Source organism: Microbacterium sp. NPDC055988 (assembly GCF_042269505.1).
In the GTDB taxonomy this organism is placed as follows: domain Bacteria; phylum Actinomycetota; class Actinomycetes; order Actinomycetales; family Microbacteriaceae; genus Microbacterium.
Genome location: NZ_JBHJXY010000001.1, coordinates 1,932,075 through 1,950,758, shown reverse-complemented (window position 1 = coordinate 1,950,758; position 18,684 = coordinate 1,932,075). Strand labels below are relative to the sequence as shown.

17 protein-coding genes are annotated in these 18,684 nt (G+C 67.7%); 3 read left to right on the top strand and 14 right to left on the bottom strand.

Going from position 1 to position 18,684, the window contains the following annotated elements; translation table 11 throughout:
- Positions 1-10 precede the first annotated feature (10 nt).
- From ACFC14_RS09330 to ACFC14_RS09280, 11 genes are all read right to left on the bottom strand, one after another.
- Positions 11-1,525 carry a PucR family transcriptional regulator gene (locus ACFC14_RS09330; RefSeq protein ID WP_376103347.1) on the bottom strand — a complete coding sequence of 505 codons (1,515 nt, stop codon included), beginning with the start codon at positions 1,523-1,525 and terminating at the stop codon, positions 11-13.
- On the bottom strand, positions 1,522-2,550 hold the full coding sequence (locus tag ACFC14_RS09325) for a DUF917 family protein (protein ID WP_376103344.1): 1,029 nt from the start codon (positions 2,548-2,550) through the stop codon (positions 1,522-1,524). Before ACFC14_RS09325 ends, ACFC14_RS09330 begins: the two co-directional genes overlap by 4 nt.
- A gap of 10 nt (positions 2,551-2,560) precedes the next feature.
- Complete coding sequence (locus tag ACFC14_RS09320; RefSeq protein ID WP_376103342.1) at positions 2,561-3,679, bottom strand: DUF917 domain-containing protein; 1,119 nt, start codon at positions 3,677-3,679, stop codon at positions 2,561-2,563.
- Positions 3,676-4,776 carry a DUF917 domain-containing protein gene (locus ACFC14_RS09315; RefSeq protein WP_376103339.1) on the bottom strand — a complete coding sequence of 367 codons (1,101 nt, stop codon included), beginning with the start codon at positions 4,774-4,776 and terminating at the stop codon, positions 3,676-3,678. The genes ACFC14_RS09320 and ACFC14_RS09315 overlap by 4 nt, the downstream gene beginning before the upstream one ends.
- A 1-nt stretch (position 4,777) precedes the next feature.
- Positions 4,778-6,325: a hydantoinase/oxoprolinase N-terminal domain-containing protein gene (locus tag ACFC14_RS09310; protein ID WP_376103337.1), complete on the bottom strand. Its 1,548-nt coding sequence runs from the start codon at positions 6,323-6,325 to the stop codon at positions 4,778-4,780.
- A gap of 40 nt (positions 6,326-6,365) precedes the next feature.
- On the bottom strand, positions 6,366-7,703 hold the full coding sequence (locus tag ACFC14_RS09305) for a purine-cytosine permease family protein (RefSeq protein WP_376103334.1): 1,338 nt from the start codon (positions 7,701-7,703) through the stop codon (positions 6,366-6,368).
- Positions 7,704-7,947: 244 nt separating this feature from the next.
- Positions 7,948-9,351, bottom strand: a complete 1,404-nt coding sequence (gene thrC, locus ACFC14_RS09300; RefSeq protein WP_376103331.1) for a threonine synthase — start codon at positions 9,349-9,351, stop codon at positions 7,948-7,950.
- Between the two features lie 89 nt (positions 9,352-9,440).
- A complete protein-coding gene (locus ACFC14_RS09295) occupies positions 9,441-9,935 on the bottom strand; it encodes a methylated-DNA--[protein]-cysteine S-methyltransferase (protein ID WP_376103328.1) in 495 nt (164 codons plus the stop codon).
- Between the two features lie 90 nt (positions 9,936-10,025).
- Entirely contained in the window at positions 10,026-10,790 is a 765-nt protein-coding gene (locus ACFC14_RS09290) for a ribosomal RNA small subunit methyltransferase A (RefSeq protein WP_376103326.1), read from the bottom strand.
- A 224-nt stretch (positions 10,791-11,014) separates the two neighbouring features.
- On the bottom strand, positions 11,015-11,617 hold the full coding sequence (locus ACFC14_RS09285) for a response regulator (RefSeq protein ID WP_376103323.1): 603 nt from the start codon (positions 11,615-11,617) through the stop codon (positions 11,015-11,017).
- Positions 11,614-12,813 (bottom strand): sensor histidine kinase, encoded by a 1,200-nt coding sequence (locus tag ACFC14_RS09280; RefSeq protein ID WP_376103320.1) that lies wholly within the window; start codon positions 12,811-12,813, stop codon positions 11,614-11,616. Before ACFC14_RS09280 ends, ACFC14_RS09285 begins: the two co-directional genes overlap by 4 nt.
- Before the next feature lie 156 nt (positions 12,814-12,969).
- On the opposite strand from ACFC14_RS09280, the gene ACFC14_RS09275 reads away from it, so the two are divergent.
- The 3 genes from ACFC14_RS09275 to ACFC14_RS09265 all read left to right on the top strand — a co-directional run bounded on the left by ACFC14_RS09275 (position 12,970) and on the right by ACFC14_RS09265 (position 14,593).
- Positions 12,970-13,512, top strand: a complete 543-nt coding sequence (locus tag ACFC14_RS09275; protein ID WP_376103317.1) for a small multidrug efflux protein — start codon at positions 12,970-12,972, stop codon at positions 13,510-13,512.
- A gap of 83 nt (positions 13,513-13,595) precedes the next feature.
- A complete protein-coding gene (locus ACFC14_RS09270) occupies positions 13,596-13,934 on the top strand; it encodes an ArsR/SmtB family transcription factor (RefSeq protein ID WP_376103315.1) in 339 nt (112 codons plus the stop codon).
- Entirely contained in the window at positions 13,934-14,593 is a 660-nt protein-coding gene (locus ACFC14_RS09265) for a cation transporter (RefSeq protein WP_376103313.1), read from the top strand. The genes ACFC14_RS09270 and ACFC14_RS09265 overlap by 1 nt, the downstream gene beginning before the upstream one ends.
- A 143-nt stretch (positions 14,594-14,736) precedes the next feature.
- Here the strand turns inward: ACFC14_RS09265 and ACFC14_RS09260 are convergent, their stop codons facing one another.
- The 3 genes from ACFC14_RS09260 to ACFC14_RS09250 form a co-directional block, all read right to left on the bottom strand.
- Positions 14,737-15,918, bottom strand: coding sequence for an MFS transporter (locus ACFC14_RS09260; RefSeq protein ID WP_376103310.1), 1,182 nt, complete (start codon positions 15,916-15,918; stop codon positions 14,737-14,739).
- A 154-nt stretch (positions 15,919-16,072) separates the two neighbouring features.
- Positions 16,073-17,146, bottom strand: coding sequence for an AAA family ATPase (locus ACFC14_RS09255; protein ID WP_376103308.1), 1,074 nt, complete (start codon positions 17,144-17,146; stop codon positions 16,073-16,075).
- The gene (locus tag ACFC14_RS09250; RefSeq protein WP_376103305.1) at positions 17,133-18,320 is read right to left on the bottom strand and encodes a ThiF family adenylyltransferase; all 1,188 of its coding nucleotides are present in this window, start codon (positions 18,318-18,320) and stop codon (positions 17,133-17,135) included. Before ACFC14_RS09250 ends, ACFC14_RS09255 begins: the two co-directional genes overlap by 14 nt.
- Positions 18,321-18,684 lie beyond the last annotated feature (364 nt).

Sequence of the window (18,684 nt, the reverse complement as noted above, 5' to 3'; positions counted from 1 at the left end):
AACACGCTGCTCAGCGCGGCTGCACGGCGCGACACGCGAGGTGCAGGGCGAGTCGCGCCTCGGGGTCGGTCATGTCGATGCCGAGCAGTTCCTGCACGCGCCGGATCCGGACCATGACGGTGTTGCGGTGCAGGCCGAGCGCATGCGCCGTCGCTGCGATGCCCGACTCGTGGTCGAGGTACGCCGACAGAGTGGTGAGCAGCTCCCCTCCGCCGTCGCGCAACGGCGCCAACAGTGATTCCGCCGCCGGGACGAAGGTGTCGTTCCCGGTCCAGGCGAGAAGCAGCTGCTCGAGGCCGAGACTGTCGACGCGGACGAACCATCCCGTCGCGGAGCGCGATGCCGCGATACGCGCTGCGTCGCCCGCCTCGTCCAGGGTGGTGGTGAGGCCTTCCGCCCCGGCCTGCAGCGAGCCCACACCGGTCGCCACGGTGAAATCACGCAGTGCTCCCAGGTGCAGCTCGCGCAGAGCGGCCACGGCGCGCTCCACCCGATCCGGGTCCGGGGCCTCCGGGAATGACAGCCATCCACTGAGCCCGCGGCCGGCCGTCGTCGCATGTGCTTCTCCGTCGATCGCCGAGAGAGCAGCGCTGACCGAACGCAGCAGCGAGAACGAATCGAGCCGTCCCCTCGCCACCACCCGGAAGCCGATGTGATACCCGCCCGTGCGCCAACCGCGCTCCGCCATGCGGCGCTCGACATCGGCATCGGCCGCCCCGTGCAGGTCGACGAAGTCACGCAGGAGACCCGACGACACGGCGACGTCGTTCACGGCCGCGACCTCGTCGATCAGGATGCGCGCCGCAACGGCCGGCATCGCGATCTCGGCGGCGACCGAGAGAGACTGCACCTGCGCCTCGCCGAGTCCGCGCCCGAAGAGCACGAGCCGCAGACCGCTGCGCCCCGGGCTGTCGACGCGCACGGACGCCGCCGCTGAACCGTCTGCGCTCGCCTGATCGAGCCAGGAGTCGAACCCGATCGCGGCATGCAGACGTTCGTCGAGATGGGCGCCCGCCTCCTCCAGGACACCGGACGAGTCGATCAGCGCGGCCCCGACACCGAGGTTCGCCGCGATGTGCCCCAGCAGGTCGGCGAGGTCGTCGGCGGCGTACTCGAAGGACTGGGCGACCTTTCGCACCTGGCTGAGCGTCAGCGCATCGCGGGCCTCGATCAGCATCCAGCAGGCCTTCGCGAGCTGCACCGGTCGCTCGACGTCGAGCAGGCACAGACCGATGCGGTCCGCGAGCCGGAACGCGCCCGCGTCGAAGCCGACCGCACCGGGGATCGCGAGTCCCGTGAAACCGCGGTCGCGCAGTCGTCGCAGCAGCGCGTCCTGCTGCCAGGTCGCGGTCGGAGCCGCCGATGTGACGATAGCCAGCCGGTCTGCCCCGCTCTCGGTCAGCTCCGCCTCTCCCGCCCCCACGGCGACGGCGTCCCACGCGGCATCCGAGGGGCCGGCGACTCTCCGCAGCCCGCCGTTCTCTGCATGGGCGAGCAGGGCACGCAACCGCAGCCGCTCGATCATGCGGCATCCAGATCGTCGAGGCCGTAGGCCGACGGCAGCACCTTGGCTCGCCGATCCGACCGAGCGTTCCACCATGCCGGCGCGGGGACGGCGAAGACCGCCACATTCCGGGCGAGACCCAACTCGGTGGCCTCGAGGATCTCCCGGGACACCGCATCGACGATCACGATGATCGTCGGGGCCGAGGCGACGAGAAGTCCGTCGGTGAGCACGGCAAGAGCCTCGGATCGGGTGACGACCCGGTGCACCGTGCCACCGAGCCCGCTGATCTCGACCGCGTTCACGTGCGGGTCCTGGAGCGAGGGCACGACCGAGACGATGCGTCCTTCGGCGAGCAGTTCGGCCCCCAGGGCGTCGGCGAGGAGCGGCAGCGGCGCGGAGACGGAGGCGAGATACGCCCTGCCGAGTTCGAGCGCGTGCGCGAGGTGGCCGCCGATCGCGTGCTCCCGCAGGTCGCCGACGGTGAAGCCGCCGAGCACCGCGCAACCGACACCACCGGCCTGGATGATCGCCGACCGCACGACCCGTTCGGCATCGATGGCCCGATGCGCCTCCACGAGCGCGACTCCGTCGGCACCGGTGTCGCACGCGAACACGAGCCCCCGCACACTGTCGACGAAGAGCGACATCTGATCCAGACCGGGCACCGCGCGACCGGTGCAGTCCGCATCGACGACGACGTGCGACCCGGCGAGCGTCAGCGGCGCGAGCCCGTTCATGCCCCCGCCCTCGAGCGAGCAGACCGCGGGGATCGGATGCCCGACCCACCGCTCGACCGCGGCGAGGAGACGGGCGAACGGCTCTTCACTCGGAAGCCGCTCCCCGAGCAGCATCGTCGAGCCGACGAACGCGACCCCGAGGCAGGGCGTGTCCGGGTCGAGCGATGAGATCGGCGACACCTCGATCGGCCAGTCTCCGGCGCGCGCGAGCATGAGTTCGAGCATGGTCGTCGAGCCGCCGCCGCCCGAGCCGAGCAGCGCATACCCGCGGGCGAGTGCCGTGAGGTCGTCGCGCTGCAGCATCATGCGCTCCAGCCTAGGGAGAAACGCCCTCGCCTACGGACAGCGTCTCGACCGGGACGAACTCCGCCGAGAGCCCGAATGCCGACGGGCCGAAGGCGGCGAGCGCATCGGGGGTGCGCATCATCTCGGGGGTCGAGATGCCCAGCACCCGCACGCGCTGTCCGTACCGGAGCCCCTCGGTCGTGATCGGCTCGGCGGTCTCGTGGTCGACCACGCAGATGAGGTCGGGCACGATCGCCACGAGGGTCTCTCCGCGGTGGGCGATGAGGTTCTCGTTCTGGAAGGAGATCTCGAACGTGTCGCCCTCCTCGGCCCCGAGCGGTGCGATGACCGCCCGTCCCTTGGCGAAGCCCTCGGTCGTACGCCGCTCGACATCGATGACCTTGCCCACGCAGAGTTCGCGCAGGTGCGGATAGAGCGTCGTCGCGAGCGTGTCGGCGATCGCCTCGAACGGCGAGCGGTGCTCCTCGCGGGCGGTCCGGATGGCGCGGCCCAGCGCGAGGGCCATCGAGATCGTGCGCGGGACCGCCGTGCGCCGCACGTCGGCTCCGGTCATCGCGTACTCCGCGATGTGCCCGACGCCGCCGAGGCGGATCGTGATGCCGCGGGCGAGCCACTCCATCTGCCGGTCGTCGTCGCCGGTGTCGATCACGACCTTCTCCCCGCGTTCCCCGGCGAGCGCCAACGGCGACCCGTGCACGCCGTAGACCGCGAAGGTCTCCATCGAGAGCTCGGGGAACGCGCGGCCCATGCCGTCGGCATCCACCACCGGGAGCCCGGTCTCGGCCGCGACGATGAGCGGGATCATGGAGTTGATGCCGCCGCACTCGATCGGCATGGTGGCATCCGCCTTCCGGCCGAGGTGCTCCTCGAGCGTGCGCAACGCGAGGGTGGGCTCGGTGCCGGCCGGGATCTTCTCGATCATCACGGTAGGGGCGCCCATCTGCGCGGTCGGGATCACGAACAGGTCGTCGGCGAGCTCGTCGGGGTCGAGGATCGTGATGCTCCCCTCCCCCAGCACCCGCTCGACGAGCATCTTGCCGATGTAGGGGTCGCCGCCACCGCCGGTACCGAGCAGCGTCGCGCCACGGGCGAGGTCGGGGAGGTCTGCGGCGGTGAGCTGCCAGCTCATGCCGCGACTCCCGCCGATGCCGTTCCGGCGGAGATGCTGCCGTCGTAGCGGTGCGCCGCCATGTCATAGCCGAAGTAGCCGGGCCCGACCATCGCGAGGGCGGCCTCCGAGTGCCAGCGCTCGTCGGCCGGGGCCGCGATCACCCGCACGCGCTGACCGTACCGCAGGCCCTCGGTCGTGATCGGCTCGCCGGACTCGCCGTCGAGCACCATGATCAGATCGGGGGTGGTCGCGAGAATCGCGCCATCGGCCTCGGCGACGAGATGCTCGTTCTGGAACTGCAGGGTCAGCGTGGTGCCGCCGTCACCGTCGATGCGCGCGCGACCCCGGGCGAATCCGGTGGTGGTGGCGCGGTGCACGTCGACGACCTTGCCGTCGAAGAGCTCGCGCCCACCGAGCAGGTCGACGACCGCGTCCACCGGGTCCGTCTTCTCGTCACGCGCGATGGTGATGCGCTGCCCGATCTCGATGCAGCGCGACAGCGAGCCCGAGACGAGCGACTCCCGCGCGGCCGCGCCCGACATGGAGAACCCGGAGATCATGACCGAGCAGCCCATCTCGACGCAGGCCACGCGGGCGATGCGCTCGGTCCAGGAGTTGTCGGCCGTCTGCAGCACGCCGGTGTTGCCCTTCTCGTCGCTGAAGGCGAGAGGCGATGCGGTCACGCCGTAGAGCGTCGGGAGCACCATCTGCAACTCGGGGAACGCGCGCCCCATGCCGTCGGCGTCGACCAGGGGCAGTCCGAGCGCGGCAGCAGCGGCGATCGGAATGGTCGAGTTCACGCCACCCACCTCGGCACAGGCGATATGCGTGATCGGACGGCCGAGATGGACGCTGAGCGCCTTGACCGGTTCGATCACCTCGGCGAGGCTCGGGAGCTTCTCGACCATGACGGTCGGGGCACCCATCATGGCGACGAAGAGCACGAGGGCATCGTCGGGCACCTCCTCGAGGCCGACGACCGTGACGTCGCCGGAGGCGAGTGCCTGGCGGGCGAGGAGGGCACCGATGTACGGGTCTCCTCCGCCGCCGGTACCGAGCACGGCGGCGCCACGGGCGAGTCCGTCGATGTGGGCGGGGGTGATGGTCCAGCTCATGTCACGCCCCCATGTCGAGGTCGCCGACGGCCTTGACGCGGATGCGCGTGGCGTTGCCGGGAAGATAGGGAATCGGCACCTCGTCGAAGTCGATGATCGAGACGGTCGAGGGCCTCGCACCGGCGGCGATGGCCTTGTCGACGGCCTCGGCCCGTACCTCGGCGAGCGTCTCCTCACGGCGGCCGGGTTCGATCGCGTAGACCTTGTCGATCTCTCCGCCGACCTGTGCGATCGAGGCGCCGATGGCGTTCGCGACCGCGTAGTTCTCGGGGCGGTGCACGGTGCCGAACAGCGGCAGCTCGTCGGGCAGCAGGATGGAGCCGCCGCCGACCGCGACCACCGCGATGGGCTCGGGCGAGGTGCGCATGCGGTCGACGGCCTCGGACACGCGCTCGGCGATGCGCGCCAGCACCCGTTCGACGAACGCGGGGTCGAGGTGGGCGACCTTGCTCGCATCGCCCACTTCAGCGCGACCGGCTGCCACGGCGATGTCGGTGGCGGTCAGGGTCGAACCGCCGAACACCAGCGCCTCGGTGGTCAGCTTGTATCCGACGGAGGCCGGACCGACCTCGGCCGTCTCCTCGTCGACGATGCTGCCACCGCCGATGCCGAGCGAGAGCACGTCGGGCATCCGGAAGTTGGTGCGGATGCCGGCGACCTTGACCTCGTTCGCCGTCTCGCGCGGGAAGCCGTTGATCAGCAGACCGATGTCGGCGGTGGTGCCGCCCACGTCGATCACGGCGCAGTCGTCGAGGCCGCTGGTCGCTGCGGCACCGCGCATCGAGTTGGTCGGGCCCGAGGCGAAGGTGGCGACCGGGTAGCGACGCACATACTCCTCGTCCATGAGCGTGCCGTCGTTCTGGCTGAGGAAGATCGGCGCCTGGATGCCCTGCGCGCGCACGGCCGAGGTGAGGCCGTCGACGATCTCGGAGGCGAGCTCGCGCAGCGCCGCATTGATGATCGTCGCGTTCTCGCGCTCGAGCAGGCCGATCCGCCCGATCTCGTGCGACAGCGAGATCGCAGCATCCGCGCCGAGCACCTCCGCGACGATCTCGGCCGCCCGCACCTCGAGATCATGGTTCACGGGGCTGAACACCGAGGAGATGGCCACCGAGCGGATGCCGTGCGCCTTCATGTCTTCGGCGTGCGCCCGGATCTCGTCGGGGTCGAGCGGCGAGATCGGTCGGCCGTCGAATTCGTAGCCGCCGTGCGCGAGGTAGCTGCGCGCCTGCGTCGCCTCGACCAGCACCTCGGGCCAGTCGATCAGCGGCGGCAGCGCCCGCGTGGCCGGAAGCCCGAGCCGGAGCGCGGCGACCGGAGCCAGACGGCTGGCCTGCACGAGCGCGTTGATGAAGTGCGTCGTGCCGATCATGACGGCGTCGATGTCGGTGCCCTCGAAGGCGTGTCCGGCGCGCAGGTCCTCGATCGCCTGGATGATGCCGCTGGTGACGTCGGGAGTGGTCGAGTGCTTCACCCCCGCCAGCGTGCGGGTGCCGTCCATGAGGACTGCGTCGGTGTTGGTGCCGCCGACGTCGATGCCGATGTGCATGATTCTCGCTTTCCTGTGAGGGGTGTCTGTCTCTGGTGGCTCAGGCCGCTGCGGTCTCTTCGACCGGTGCGGCCTGGCGGGTGGTCGCGACGCCGACGCCGCGGACCCAGCCGAGCTTGCCCGCCACGATGTACAGCGCCATCGAGAGGAAGAGGCTGAGCAGCGACGGGATGCCCCACGTGACGAAGTAGCCGACGAGAGCGGAGACCAGCCACACGACGATCGTCGCGGGGACGATGCGCGGCGCGGTCGCCGGGAGGGTGCCGGCCTCGCGCGTCGCGTCGAGGTCGGGGCGCCAGCGTCGCACCACGTAGTACTCGGCGACCATGATGCCGGCGATCGGCGGGAAGGCGACGCTCAGCACGATCAGGAACTCGGTGAACTGACCGAGGATGCCGACCGCGGCGAGGACGGACCCCACGACACCCAGGACGATCGTCGTCGTCACGCGGTGCAGGTTCTTGCCGAACGCGGTGGAGATGAAGTTCACCAGACCCAGCGTCGAGGAGTACAGGTTCCAGTCGTTGATCTTCAGGGTGCCCGTGAGCACGATGAACAGACCGACGAAGCCGACCGACGAGGTCACGATCGCGACGATGTCACCCGTGGCCGCGGCGTGGGCGAGCAGCACTCCGGCGAGGCCGATCACGAACTCGCCGAGCGAGACGCCGAGGACAGTCTGCTTGATGACGTCGGCGCGCGAGCGGTTGAAGCGGGTCATGTCGCCGGTGATGATCGCTCCGACGATGAGGCCACCTGCGACGATGCCGGTTCCCGCCCAGACGCTCATGCTCGGTCCGGGGGCGGGGCCCGTGAGCAGTTCGCCGATGTCGTGACGGCTCAGCTCGGTGATGACCGACCAGCCGACGAGGATGAGGAAGAGCGGCACGGTGATGTTCGCGAGCCACTGCATCCCGACGAACCCGAAGGCCACGATCGCGGTGACCGCGAGTCCGAAGATGAGGCTCCAGGCCCACACCGGCAGCGCGCCGGGCATGAGGGCGTCGAGCGACTGCGCGGAGATGGCCGACTGGATGCCGAACCAGCCGATGAGGCTGATGCCGATGGCGAGCCCGACCAGCGATGCGCCGATCTCGCCGAAGCCTGTCCAGCGGGCGAGGAGCGCGGTGTTGAGGCCCTCGCGCTGACCGATGAAGCCGACCACGCACATGATCACCTCGAGGATGAGCGAGCCGAACAGGAAGGCGAGGACGGCCTCGCCGAAGGTCATGCTGTAACCGAGGGTCGCGCCGAGGAGGAACTGCGAGAGGGCCGAGACCTGTCCGAATCGCTGCACTGCGATTCCGAACCAGGGTTTGCGGGCCTCGGGAGTCACTCGGGAGAGCGCGAAGTCGTCTGCGTGCGCCGTGCGTGCCATGAGGGTCCTTCGGGGGGAGGGAACGGGTTGTGGGCCACAGTAGCCACGCCCTCCGGCCCGAGGATATGTGCACATCGCACGAGAATCACGTCGGTATGTGCGCATTGCACGCGACTCTCGCGCGGCGTTCGCGCCCGGGAGACCTCCCGCCGAGACCCCGATGAAACGCCGAGACCCCCTCGCGTCGGCAGCGACAGGAGGGGGTCTCGGCGGGAAGGCGGGGCTTCGACGACCGCCGCGACGATCAGTGCAGCGCGTTCGTCTCGATGAAGGCGCGGAGAGCCTGCTCGTCGTCGGCCATCTCGGTCACGTGCTGGGGTGCGTCAAGCATCTCCTGCAGCTCCGGCGCGTAGCCGAGCTCGACGCCGATGGCCTCGTGGATCGTCTCGGCGAACTTCTCCGGCTTGGCTGTCTCGAGCACGAGCATCGGAACGCCCGGCTCCACATACTCGCGTGCGACCTTGACGCCGTCGGCCGTGTGCGGGTCGATGACCTCACCCGTGGTCTCGTACACCGAGCGGATGGTCGCCAGCCGGTCCTCGTGCGTCGAGGTGCCGCTGACGATGCCGAACTCCTCGAGGAAGCGCTCCTGCTCGGCCGAGAAGTCGAAGTACCCCTGCGCCTCGAGGTCGTCCCACGCCCCCACGACGCGGGCGGGGTCGCGGCCGACGAGCTCGAAGATGAAGCGCTCGAGGTTCGAGGCCTTGGAGATGTCCATCGACGGGCTGGAGGTCGCGAGCGTCTGGGCGGCGCTGCGCGGGCGGTAGACGCCGGATCGGAAGAACTCGTCGAGCACGTTGTTCTCGTTCGCGGCGAGCACCAGGCGGCGGATCGGCAGTCCCATCTGCTTCGCGAAGAAGCCGGAGAGGATGTTGCCGAAGTTGCCGGAGGGCACGGTGAAGGAAAGCTCGGTCCAGCCACCGGCATCCGTCGCCCGCAGCCAGGCCCAGAAGTAGTAGACGGTCTGCGCGGTGATGCGCGCGAGGTTGATGGAGTTCACCGCTCCGAGGTGCTGCGCGCGCTTGAAGTCGAGGTCGCCGGCGAGCTTCTTCACGAGGTTCTGGCAGTCGTCGAAGACGCCCTCGACCGCGATGTTGTGCACGTTCGCGTCGTCGAGCGAGAACATCTGCGCCCGCTGGAACGCGCTCATGCGGCCCTGCGGCGACAGCATGAACACCGCGACGCGATCCTTGCCGCGCAGGGCATGCTCGGCGGCCGAGCCGGTGTCGCCCGAGGTGGCGCCGAGGATGTTGAGCACGGCGTCGTTGCGCTCCAGCGTGTACTCGAGCACCTGGCCGAGGAACTGCATCGCCATGTCCTTGAAGGCGAGCGTGGGGCCCTCGGAGAGACCGACGAGAGTCAGTTCGTCGTCGATGGCGCGCAGCGGCACGACACCGTCGGGGAAGTCGGCGTAGGCCGCGTCGGTCATCCGCGCGAGGTCTGCGCGCGGGATGTCGGTCGCGAACAGGCCCAGCACCTCAGTCGCGAGCTGCGGGTAGGTCAGCGCACGCCAGCGCTCGAGCGTCTCACCGTCGACCGTCGGCATGAACTCCGGCACCGCCAGTCCGCCGTCGGGCGCGAGGCCCTCCAACAGCGTCTCGCTGAACGACTGCGGCTGCATGCCGCCGCGGGTGGAGATGAACTGCACGTTGGCTCCTCGGCTCGGGACTCGGCACGTCCATTCTCGCAGGGTGTTCGCCGGCAAGATGACGGGATGACGCAGGCCGTCGCTCCGGCTCAGAACAGCGAGGTCGGCAGAGCCCCCTCGTGCTCCAGCAGCCAACGCTTGGTCTCGAGCCCGCGACCTTCGTCGCCGCCCGAGTATCCGCCGAGGCCGTCGCCGGCCACGACCCGATGGCAGGGCACGATCAGCGGGACGGGGTACGCCCCCATGATCGACCCGATGCCCCTAGCCGGGACGTCGGTGCCGCTGCGCGCGGCGAGGCCGCCGTACGTGATCGTCTCGCCGTGCCCGACCGTCTCGTGCAGAGCCGTGAGCACGGCTCTGGTCGCCACGGTCTGCACGCCGAGGTCGACGGGAACGTCGAATCGGCGCAGCGTGCCCGCGAAGTAGGCGGCCAGCTGCGCGAGCGCCTCCGCGAGCAGCGCATCCGGCTGCTCGGTGGCGCCGTCCGGCGGAGTGGACCGCCACGTGACCCGGGTGATCGCCACGCCGTCACTGACGACGCCGACGACACCGACCGGGGTCGCGAGCGTTCCGAAAGCGGACATGCGTCGAGGCTACCCGGATGCTCCGACGTCGGGCTCACCACGAGCAGGCCGGGCCGACGCGCGCCGGGTGCGCGAGACGGCCCGGTCATCTCACCCGCGGGAGACGTGGCGCCAGAGCGCCGCCCAGTGCTCGGGGCCGAGATCGCGGGGAAGACGCCGGTCTTCGGCGCCGGCCGCCGTGACCAACTGTCGACCCCGAGACAGGGGTGCGCGCGCCGCCGTGGCCACCACAGCAGCGAGGTTCGATCCTCGGCCCGTGAACATCGCTCGCACGAACGCCTCGTACGCCCGGCGATCGGGTGCCGGCACGAGCGGTGAGCCGCGGCGGGTGATGGCGAGCACCCCGCCGTCGACGCTCGGCTGCGGCGAGAACCCCCATGCCGGGACGCGGCCCTCCAGCGAGAACTCGAACCACGGCGCGGACTGCGCGGTCATCATCGTGCCGCCGCCGACGCCGGCCCGCTTGCGCGCGACCTCCCACTGCGTCAACAGGACCGCCTGGCCCCACCCACGACTCGACAGCAGCCGCCGCAGGATGGGCGTCGTCACATGGAAGGGGATGTTGCCGACGACGACGTCCGCGTCGAGCGGATGGCGGGTCGCATCCGCGACCTCGATGCGCACGCCGGGCAGTGCCCTTCGGAGCCGATGCACACGGTGCTCGTCGATGTCGATCGCAGCGAGGGGTCTGCCGAGTGTCGTGAGCGAGCGGGTGAGTGCGCCATCACCGCAGCCGAGCTCGAGGATCGAGCCCGAGGTGCGCCCGACGAGGTCGGTGATGCGGGCGAGGGTCGGACGATGGGTGAGGAAGTTCTGGCCGAGTTCGTGACGGCCGCCATGGATTGAACGAGGCATGAGTGCGCTCCAGAAGAAGAATCGGAGCACCTCGAAGGAGGGAGGACGCCAGGCGGCGTCAGTGAGGACTGCCCGTCCCGAGGTGCGATGACATCTCGGTGGACGGCGCGCAGATGCGTGCGAAGAGCGAGCGCGCCGTCAGGCGCGGCGGTCGCGGAACACGAGGTTGCGCCCCATCACGGGCGCGGCGCATATCGTTCCCATGCCCGACAGCATATCGGCCGTCAGATCCAGCCGCGATCCTCGGCGATGAGCACGGCCTGCTGACGCGTGCCGACGGAGAGCTTCCCGAGGATGACCGAGATGTGGTTGCGCACGGTCCCCGGGGCGAGAGAGAGCGCCCGCGCGATCTGCCCGGTCGTCTCGCCGCGGCGCCCGGCGCGCAGCACGTCGAGTTCCCGGTCGGTGAGAGGGGAACGCTCGTCGCTCAGAGCATCCGCGGCGATCTCGGGGTCCACGTAGCGGGCGCCGGCGGCGACCCGGCGGATGACGGCGGCGACCTCGTCGGCACCGCGGGACTTCGGCAGGAAGCCCGAGACCCCCGAGGCCAGAGCGCGACGGAGCACGCCCGGGCGCGCATGACGGGTGACGACCACGCACCGCGTCGCGATCGTCCTGTTCAGCTTCTCGGCGACCTGCACGCCGTCGAGGCCCGGCATCTCGAGGTCCAGCAGGCACACGTCCGGCTGCAGGCGCAGGGCTTCGGCGACGGCCTGCTCGCCGTCGGCGCATTCGGCGATGACCTCGATGTCCGGCTCCAGGCGCAGGAGCGCCGCGAGAGCGGAGCGGATCATCACCTCGTCGTCAGCGAGCAGCACGCGGATCATCGAGCACCCTCCTCGCGCGTCGGTACGGTCACGACGACCACGAACTCCTCGGCGTCGCGCCGAACTTCGAGCGAGCCGTGCGCCTCCTCGATCCTCCGCTGCACGCCCTCGAGGCCCGAGCCGTCGTGTTCGGTCTCGGCACCGGCGATCACGTCGTTCGCGATCTCGTACCGCCAGGCATCGCCGGTTCGGGCAAGCAGGAGACGCGCATGTCGGCCGCCGCCGTGCCGCAGCACGTTCGTCGTCGTCTCCCGGATCACCGGACCGAGCGCTGACGCCGGCGCCGCATCGGCATCCGCATCGATGGCGGACTCCACATCCAACCCCGCCGCCGTCAGCAGGTCGCGGGCATTGGCGAGTTCATCCCCCAGCGGCACCGAGCGGAAGCGGGTGGCGAGGTCCCTGGTGCCCTGACGTGCCTCATCGACGCTGACCCGAGCGGCACGAAGCTGCTCCATCCCCGCGTCGGGGTCGGTCGGCAGCAGACGTTCCGCCAGTTCCAACTGCAGGGCGATCACCTGGAGGTGATGACCCTGCAGATCGTGCACATCCGTGGCCACCCGCAGCCGTTCCTGCGTGGCGGCGAGCCTCGCCTCGGATGCGCGAGCCCGATCCAGCGTGATCAGCACGTCCCACCACCACAGCGAGGTCACGGTCATCACGGGCAGGAACACCGTGTAGACGACGGGAACCAGGAGCGGGATCTCGTCCGAGACGTCGAGAGTGGAATCGACGACGGCGACGGCGGCGAGGACGATCGTGGCGGCGATGACCACCTTGTACCGCACGCCGCGCTGCCAGTTGAGCAGCACGAGCGACTGCACGATGGGCATCAGGGCGAGCTGCCAGCTGCCGACCACTGCTCCGGCGGCGACTCCGTATACCACCGCGACGAGGAACGGCACGGCCAGACGCAGCCATCGCACGCCCGGCTCGGCGTCGAGTCGGTGCCGATAGTCGGCCAGCAGCGGGAGCGTGGAAGCACTCCAGAGCAGTCCGCCACCGCCGACGACCAGAGCGGAGAAGCCCTGACGGTCGATCGCGAGCATCACGAGCGTCCACGCGGCCACCAGGGCGACCTCGAACATGACGACGGCGCTCGCCGTGTACCACCAGGTGGCCGTCACCCCGCGGGACAGCTGACGCGCCCCCGGACTCGGTTCGACGGGGGCGAGGGGCTCGGCGGGGCTGCTCACGCTCCCACGATAGGGCCGTGACAGTTGTCACGGATGCGTCATGCGATCCACCCGGGAAGCGGTGACGGCCCGACACTGCCGCGGGGACCGCCCGTCGAGTGGACTGGAGTCATCGCAGCGGAGACACCGCTGGCACCGACACCAGGGAGCATCCCCATGAACCTCATCGAGACCTTCCAGAACCTGGTCGCCCAGGTTCCCGAGCTCGTGCAGCCGCTCATCGTCGCCCTCGCCGGCGCGATCCCCTTCATCGAGGGCGAGGGCGCGGTGAGCATCGGCATCATCGGCGGCATCCCGCCCGTGGTCGCCGCGATCGCCGCGATCGTGGGCAACTTCCTCTGCGTCCTGGTGGTGGTGCTGGTGAGTTCCGGAGCGCGACAGGCCGTCGTGAATCGCTCGCGCGCAAAGGCAGTGGCCCTCGCCGGCGGCGGCACGGCAGACGAGGTGCACGCGGACACTGCTGACACCGGGCGCGGTACCGCGCGTCGGGAGAAGTTCCAGCGCGCGTTCGAGCGCTACGGCGTTCCCGGAGTCAGCCTGCTCGGCCCGCTTCTGCTGCCGACCCAGTTCACCGCGACGATGCTCGCTGCGTCCGGCATCGGCAAGGGCCGCATCCTCTTCTGGCAGGCGCTGGCGATCATCGGCTGGACGACCATCGTGGCCGTCATCGTCGGCAGCGCGGTGTACGCGATCCGTTGAGTTTCACGAGGCGGGGCGACGGACTCGTCGCCCCGCCTCTGTTCATCATCTCGTGAATTCAGTGTTCTCTGTACACTGGATTCGTGACCGCCGCGCTCGCCTCCTCCCCCACGCACACTGCCGCCGTCGCCCGCCTCGGACACGCACTCTCCGATCCCACCCGTGCCGGCGTCCTGCTCGCGCTGCGAGAGTCCCCGCGCTATCCCGCCGACCTCGCCGAAGCGCTCGGCGTCTCGCGCCAGACCATGTCGAACCATCTCGCGTGTCTGCGCGGATGCGGCCTCGTCGAGAGCGTGCCCGACGGCCGCCGCAGCAGCTATCGCCTGGCGGACCGGCACCTCGCACCCGCGCTCGACATGCTCATGCGGGTGACGCTCATCGTGGAGCCGGACTGCTGCTCCGGCGAAGGCTGCACCTGCTGATGACCGCCACACTCACCCTCACCCGCCGCGAGACCCTGCATCGCCGCATCCGCCTCATCGTCGGCATCACGATCGCCTACAACCTGATCGAGGCGGTCATCGCGATCGCCGCCGGATCCGTTGCCTCCTCTGCCGCGCTCATCGGGTTCGGCCTGGACTCTACGATCGAGGTCCTCTCTGCGGGGGTGGTCGCCTGGCAGTTCACCCGCCGTGATCCGGAGCGCTGGGAGAAGCCGGCCCTGCGCGTCATCGCGGTCGCCTTCTTCACCCTCGCCGCCTACGTCACCGCGACTTCGGTGGCGGCGCTGGTCACGGCCGAGCGCCCGGAGCACAGCACCGTCGGCATCGTGCTGACCGCCGTCAGCGTCGCTGTCATGCCCTTCCTCTCGTTCGCCGAACGCCGTGCGGGTCGAGAACTCGGCTCCGCCACCGCCGTCGCGGACTCGAAGCAGACACTCATCTGCACGTACCTCTCGGCCGCGGTCCTGATCGGACTGGTCGCGAACTCCCTGCTCGGGTGGTGGTGGGCGGATGCCGTCGCCGGGCTGGTCATCGCGGCCTTCGCCGTGCGCGAGGGCGTCGAGGCGTGGAAGGGCGACGCCTGCGCGACCTCGGTCGGCATGCTCCTCGAAGATGAGCACGACGAGCACCATCACTGAGCTGGGAGGCATCCGCGCGGCCTACCCCAGCCAGCGCCGGTTCAGTGAGCAAGCAAGGTGAGGGTCGCGCGACGGCGGGAGTCACTGATGCCACCATCATCTCCGCGGCGGCAACGCCGTTCCTGTCGCCCGCACTGAGGCCATCAGGCGGCAGACTCCACAGGATCACGCCCTTGCGCGGGAGAATCGGCGAACCTCTGGCGGATGGCTACAGCGAGGAGCCCCACGGAGAGTAGGCCGAACGTGATCAAGCTACCACCAAGAATCACGCTGGGCGCTGTGATCTGAAGCCCAAGAAGGCAGATGCTCAGAGCAAGAATTGCGCCAATAGTGCTGGCTGTTCCCATCAGAGAGCTCATCGACGACATCAGAGCCACAGGGGCTCGGGACTGTAGAGAGAAGACCAGACTATTGGAGTACAGGAACAGGGGGAACGGAATCAGTGCGACGAGAACAATGGTCCACCCTCCTCCTGCCGCCAAGATTCCAGCTCCAAGAGCCAGGAGGGCGCCGAGCAGCGCGAAGCTCACGCTCTGCCGATGCCGTAGGCGTGCCCAGGCCACGTTCGAAGCGATGTTGATGATCTGGAATGCGACGAAGATCACGCCAAACCAGCTTGGATCGAGTCCCACGTCGAGGAATACCATCTGCCACATTTGGAAGAACGGCGTGAAGGCGAGTTGGGTGAGCGCGAAGAGCAGCATAGCCAGGACAAGCCATGGGTCACGTCGCAGTGCCTCAAGAACCCGGGGAGGCGCTTCTTCCTGACTTTCGCGAACGATGGGTGTCTTGGGCAGGGCGATCGCACCGTATGCTGCCGCGATCGCGAAGCTGATGATCGAGACGACGTACACACCGATCCCGATGAGTGGGTACAGCGCGGAGGTAGCAAGGGCGCTGATGATGGTGGCGGCGAGGATCACGTTGCGATCAAGCGCAAAGAACCGTCGGAACGATGGCTCATCGTCGCGAAGAATCGACGCATAGTGTATGTCCATGGTCGAACTGCTCAACGCCGTTCCTGCCGCGTACATCGCCCACGCGACGCACATGACGGCGAGACCCTCTCCAAACCAGACGATTCCGTATGCTCCCCCGATGACGACGATCGAGAGTACGTAGAGCTTCTTTCGGGAGAATCGGTCCGCAAGCAATCCGGAGGGAAACTCGAAGAGCGTGAGGGCAATCATATAGACGACCTGCGTCCAAATGATGCTGTCGTATTGCAGACCTTTGGAGAGCAGGATCGGGGTGAGTACTGCCTGGGGCAGCACTCTCGCAAATGTTGCGAGTGAGCTCACGCCAAAATAGGACTTCATTCTCATCTTGTTTCCTCGGACGTAAAGGTGGGACGTCGCGTTTCGGCGACGTCCCACCAATGACCTTACGGCGTCATCGAGTGGGTGCGAACGGCAGCCACCGTCTTGGCGTCAGTCGCGATCACCGTATAGGCGTCTGCGATCACCTGAGTGTCGTTGCTCATCTTTCACCTCCTTCCATGCGGTCGGGTTCCCGTGCATCGGGAAGATGTTGGAACTCGAAGTAGCTTGCTCCGGCCGCACTCAGGACCTGATGAACCGGAGTGGAGCGGATTGGGTTGAGAGCGAGGTAGGCCTCTGCATGCTCGAGGAAATCGAGGAGAGCATCGACATGGCTCGTCGGACGGCCTAGACGATCGACGAAGTGCATGACTTCGCTGAAGGCCCCAGTGAAAGGCTGTAGCGTCTCCGAGTTGGAAATGTATCCGTCAAAGACGTCTTTGAGTTGATTTGACGAAAGTTCTTGAAGACGCATGACTGTGAACCGGCGCTGGAAGGCGGAATCACGGAGGATGAATGGAAGCTCCTCGGGCGTCGTCGCGCCGATGACTCGAAAGTCTGGATGCACGAGGTGCGGTTTCATCACATCTAGAACGTTGATGGAGCCTTCGGCGACGCCCATCCGTGCAAGGGAGTGGATCTCGTCAATGAAGATCGTGCTCTTGGTTGACGAGGCGAACGTGAAGAGCTCGCTGAGGCGGCCTTCGAGCTCTCCGCGATGCCCTGTTCCCCCCACCAGTGCGCCTGGGTCCACTCGCCAGAATGGCCCCAGGTCTGGTCGAAGGGTTGCAAGCGCTTCGACCAGTGCAGTTTTCCCGCTTCCTGCTTCGCCGCAGACGATGACGTTGTTCTTCGTGCGCTTTCGAAGCATGACCTCGATTCCGCGCACCTCCTTGACACGGGTGATGGTGCCCGCGAATGGTTCGATTGGCTGAGCGAAGGACGGACGTTCTCGTCGCCGTGCAGCTGGTTCCGACACTTCTGCCGGACTTGGAACGATCGAGTGTCGAAAGTCGGAGTCTGATCGCCCGATCTTGATGATTAGCTCTTCCACAGTGTCTACACCGCGCAAGAGCCGGGCAAGTTTCACCGGATCTGAGACGTCGCGATACTGCTTGATTGCGTTGAGGTCTAGCTTCGCGAATCCACGTCGATGCAGGATCGCAAGTGCGTCGTAGACGCCGCGCGCCCCTGTCACAGACTGGGGAATCGGAGTGCCTTTAGGTGATGTCATGGACAGTCACGGACCAATTCGTGGTGTCGAGGTCGACCACTCGTCCTTCGACAAATGGTCGTGCGTACCCAGAAAGGAACTTCACTGCTTCGACGAGTGCCATCTTCGCTGCGAGTCCGTTGTAGGGCTCCATGATGTTGGCTACGAATCGATCATTTACTTTGCTGACCAGAGGACCGGTCATCCGCGTGGAGTCCTTGGGGAACAGCTCGGAATAGCTACCTGTGGTTCCCGGAATGATCAGCGGTCCAACCGACGCCCACGAGAAGTCGTGCGGGCCGCACATCAGGACCGGTGTCATTGACTCGCTGCACGCTTGATCGACGATGTAGGCAATCTTGCCGCGCGGCTGGTCGGCGCACAGGACAAGAAGATCGATGTGTCCGTTTTTCTCCGTCGCCTGGTTCAGCAGTCTCTTCATCGAGTCGACGTCCGTAACTTCGGCGTCGATAGCGTTGATGCTCGCAGCCGGCGCTCTTCTGGTCAGTTCCTGGAGGGCTACTTCTAGCTTGGTGCGGCCAACGTCGGCTTCGGTGTAGAGGATCTGCCGGGAGGTGTTGCTCAGCTCGATCGTGTCGAAGTCGGCGACCGTCAACCGTTCGATCCCCATCATTGCTGCGGCGGAGGCCACATAACCGCCTACGCCGCCAACACCGAGAACGAGGACGTGGGACTCAGCCAGCTGCTGATGGAAGCTCAGGGCCTCGTCATCGCTCACCCCACTCAGGTTGGTGAAATTCCGAATCTGACGGTCCCACTTACCCAGGTCTCGCGAGTGAATAGGGTCGATCGTGGAGACCTCTCTGACGAGGTTCCGAGACCGCGCGAACTCAAGAGCCTGCGTGACCTGGTCCTGGGAGTAATCGCTGCGCAGGGAAGAGACGATCTCGGCTTCAACTGCCACCCCATCAGCCGCTGCGAGTACACGCAAGAGCAACTCATAGTCACCCTGAAGCGTGATGGGGTCAGCATCCGCGACGTTAATGGCTAGCCCCTGATCGGTCTCCGCCACGAAGAGCGAGTAGTTCAATCGCAGTGGACGCTCAGGGCGCTGCTGGCTGCTGGTGTTCACGAAGTCAATTTCCCTTAAAGCGTTGCGGCGATGCTCATCGCGATGCATCAACACGAATCTTTCACTCTCCTGGGGTGCAGTCCAGAAGATGGGCTGTTCCATACCGACATATCGATTTCTGGGACAACCCGGCCCGAGCCGAGAACGCACTGCGGACTCGAAGCGGAGCGCGATTACGGACGCCGTGGCCGCTATCGGCGTCGACGACTTGGGGATCGATGCTCTTGACACTAAGGAGACGGGACTGCTCGATTGCTGCCGCAATACATCAGGCAATGCTTGCCCTCATATGCAGGGACTGAGTTCGGAGACCTCCTCAGACTCGCCGCGCGACCTTCAGTCTTGACCCCCTCGAATGGGTCGCGCCGGTTCGACGGGAGGGTCGGCGAGTGTGGCAAGCCATCGGGGCTTACCGCTCCCGCGGCAGCGCGGCTTAGTCCATTCCAGACGTCGCTGCCGGTCAGGA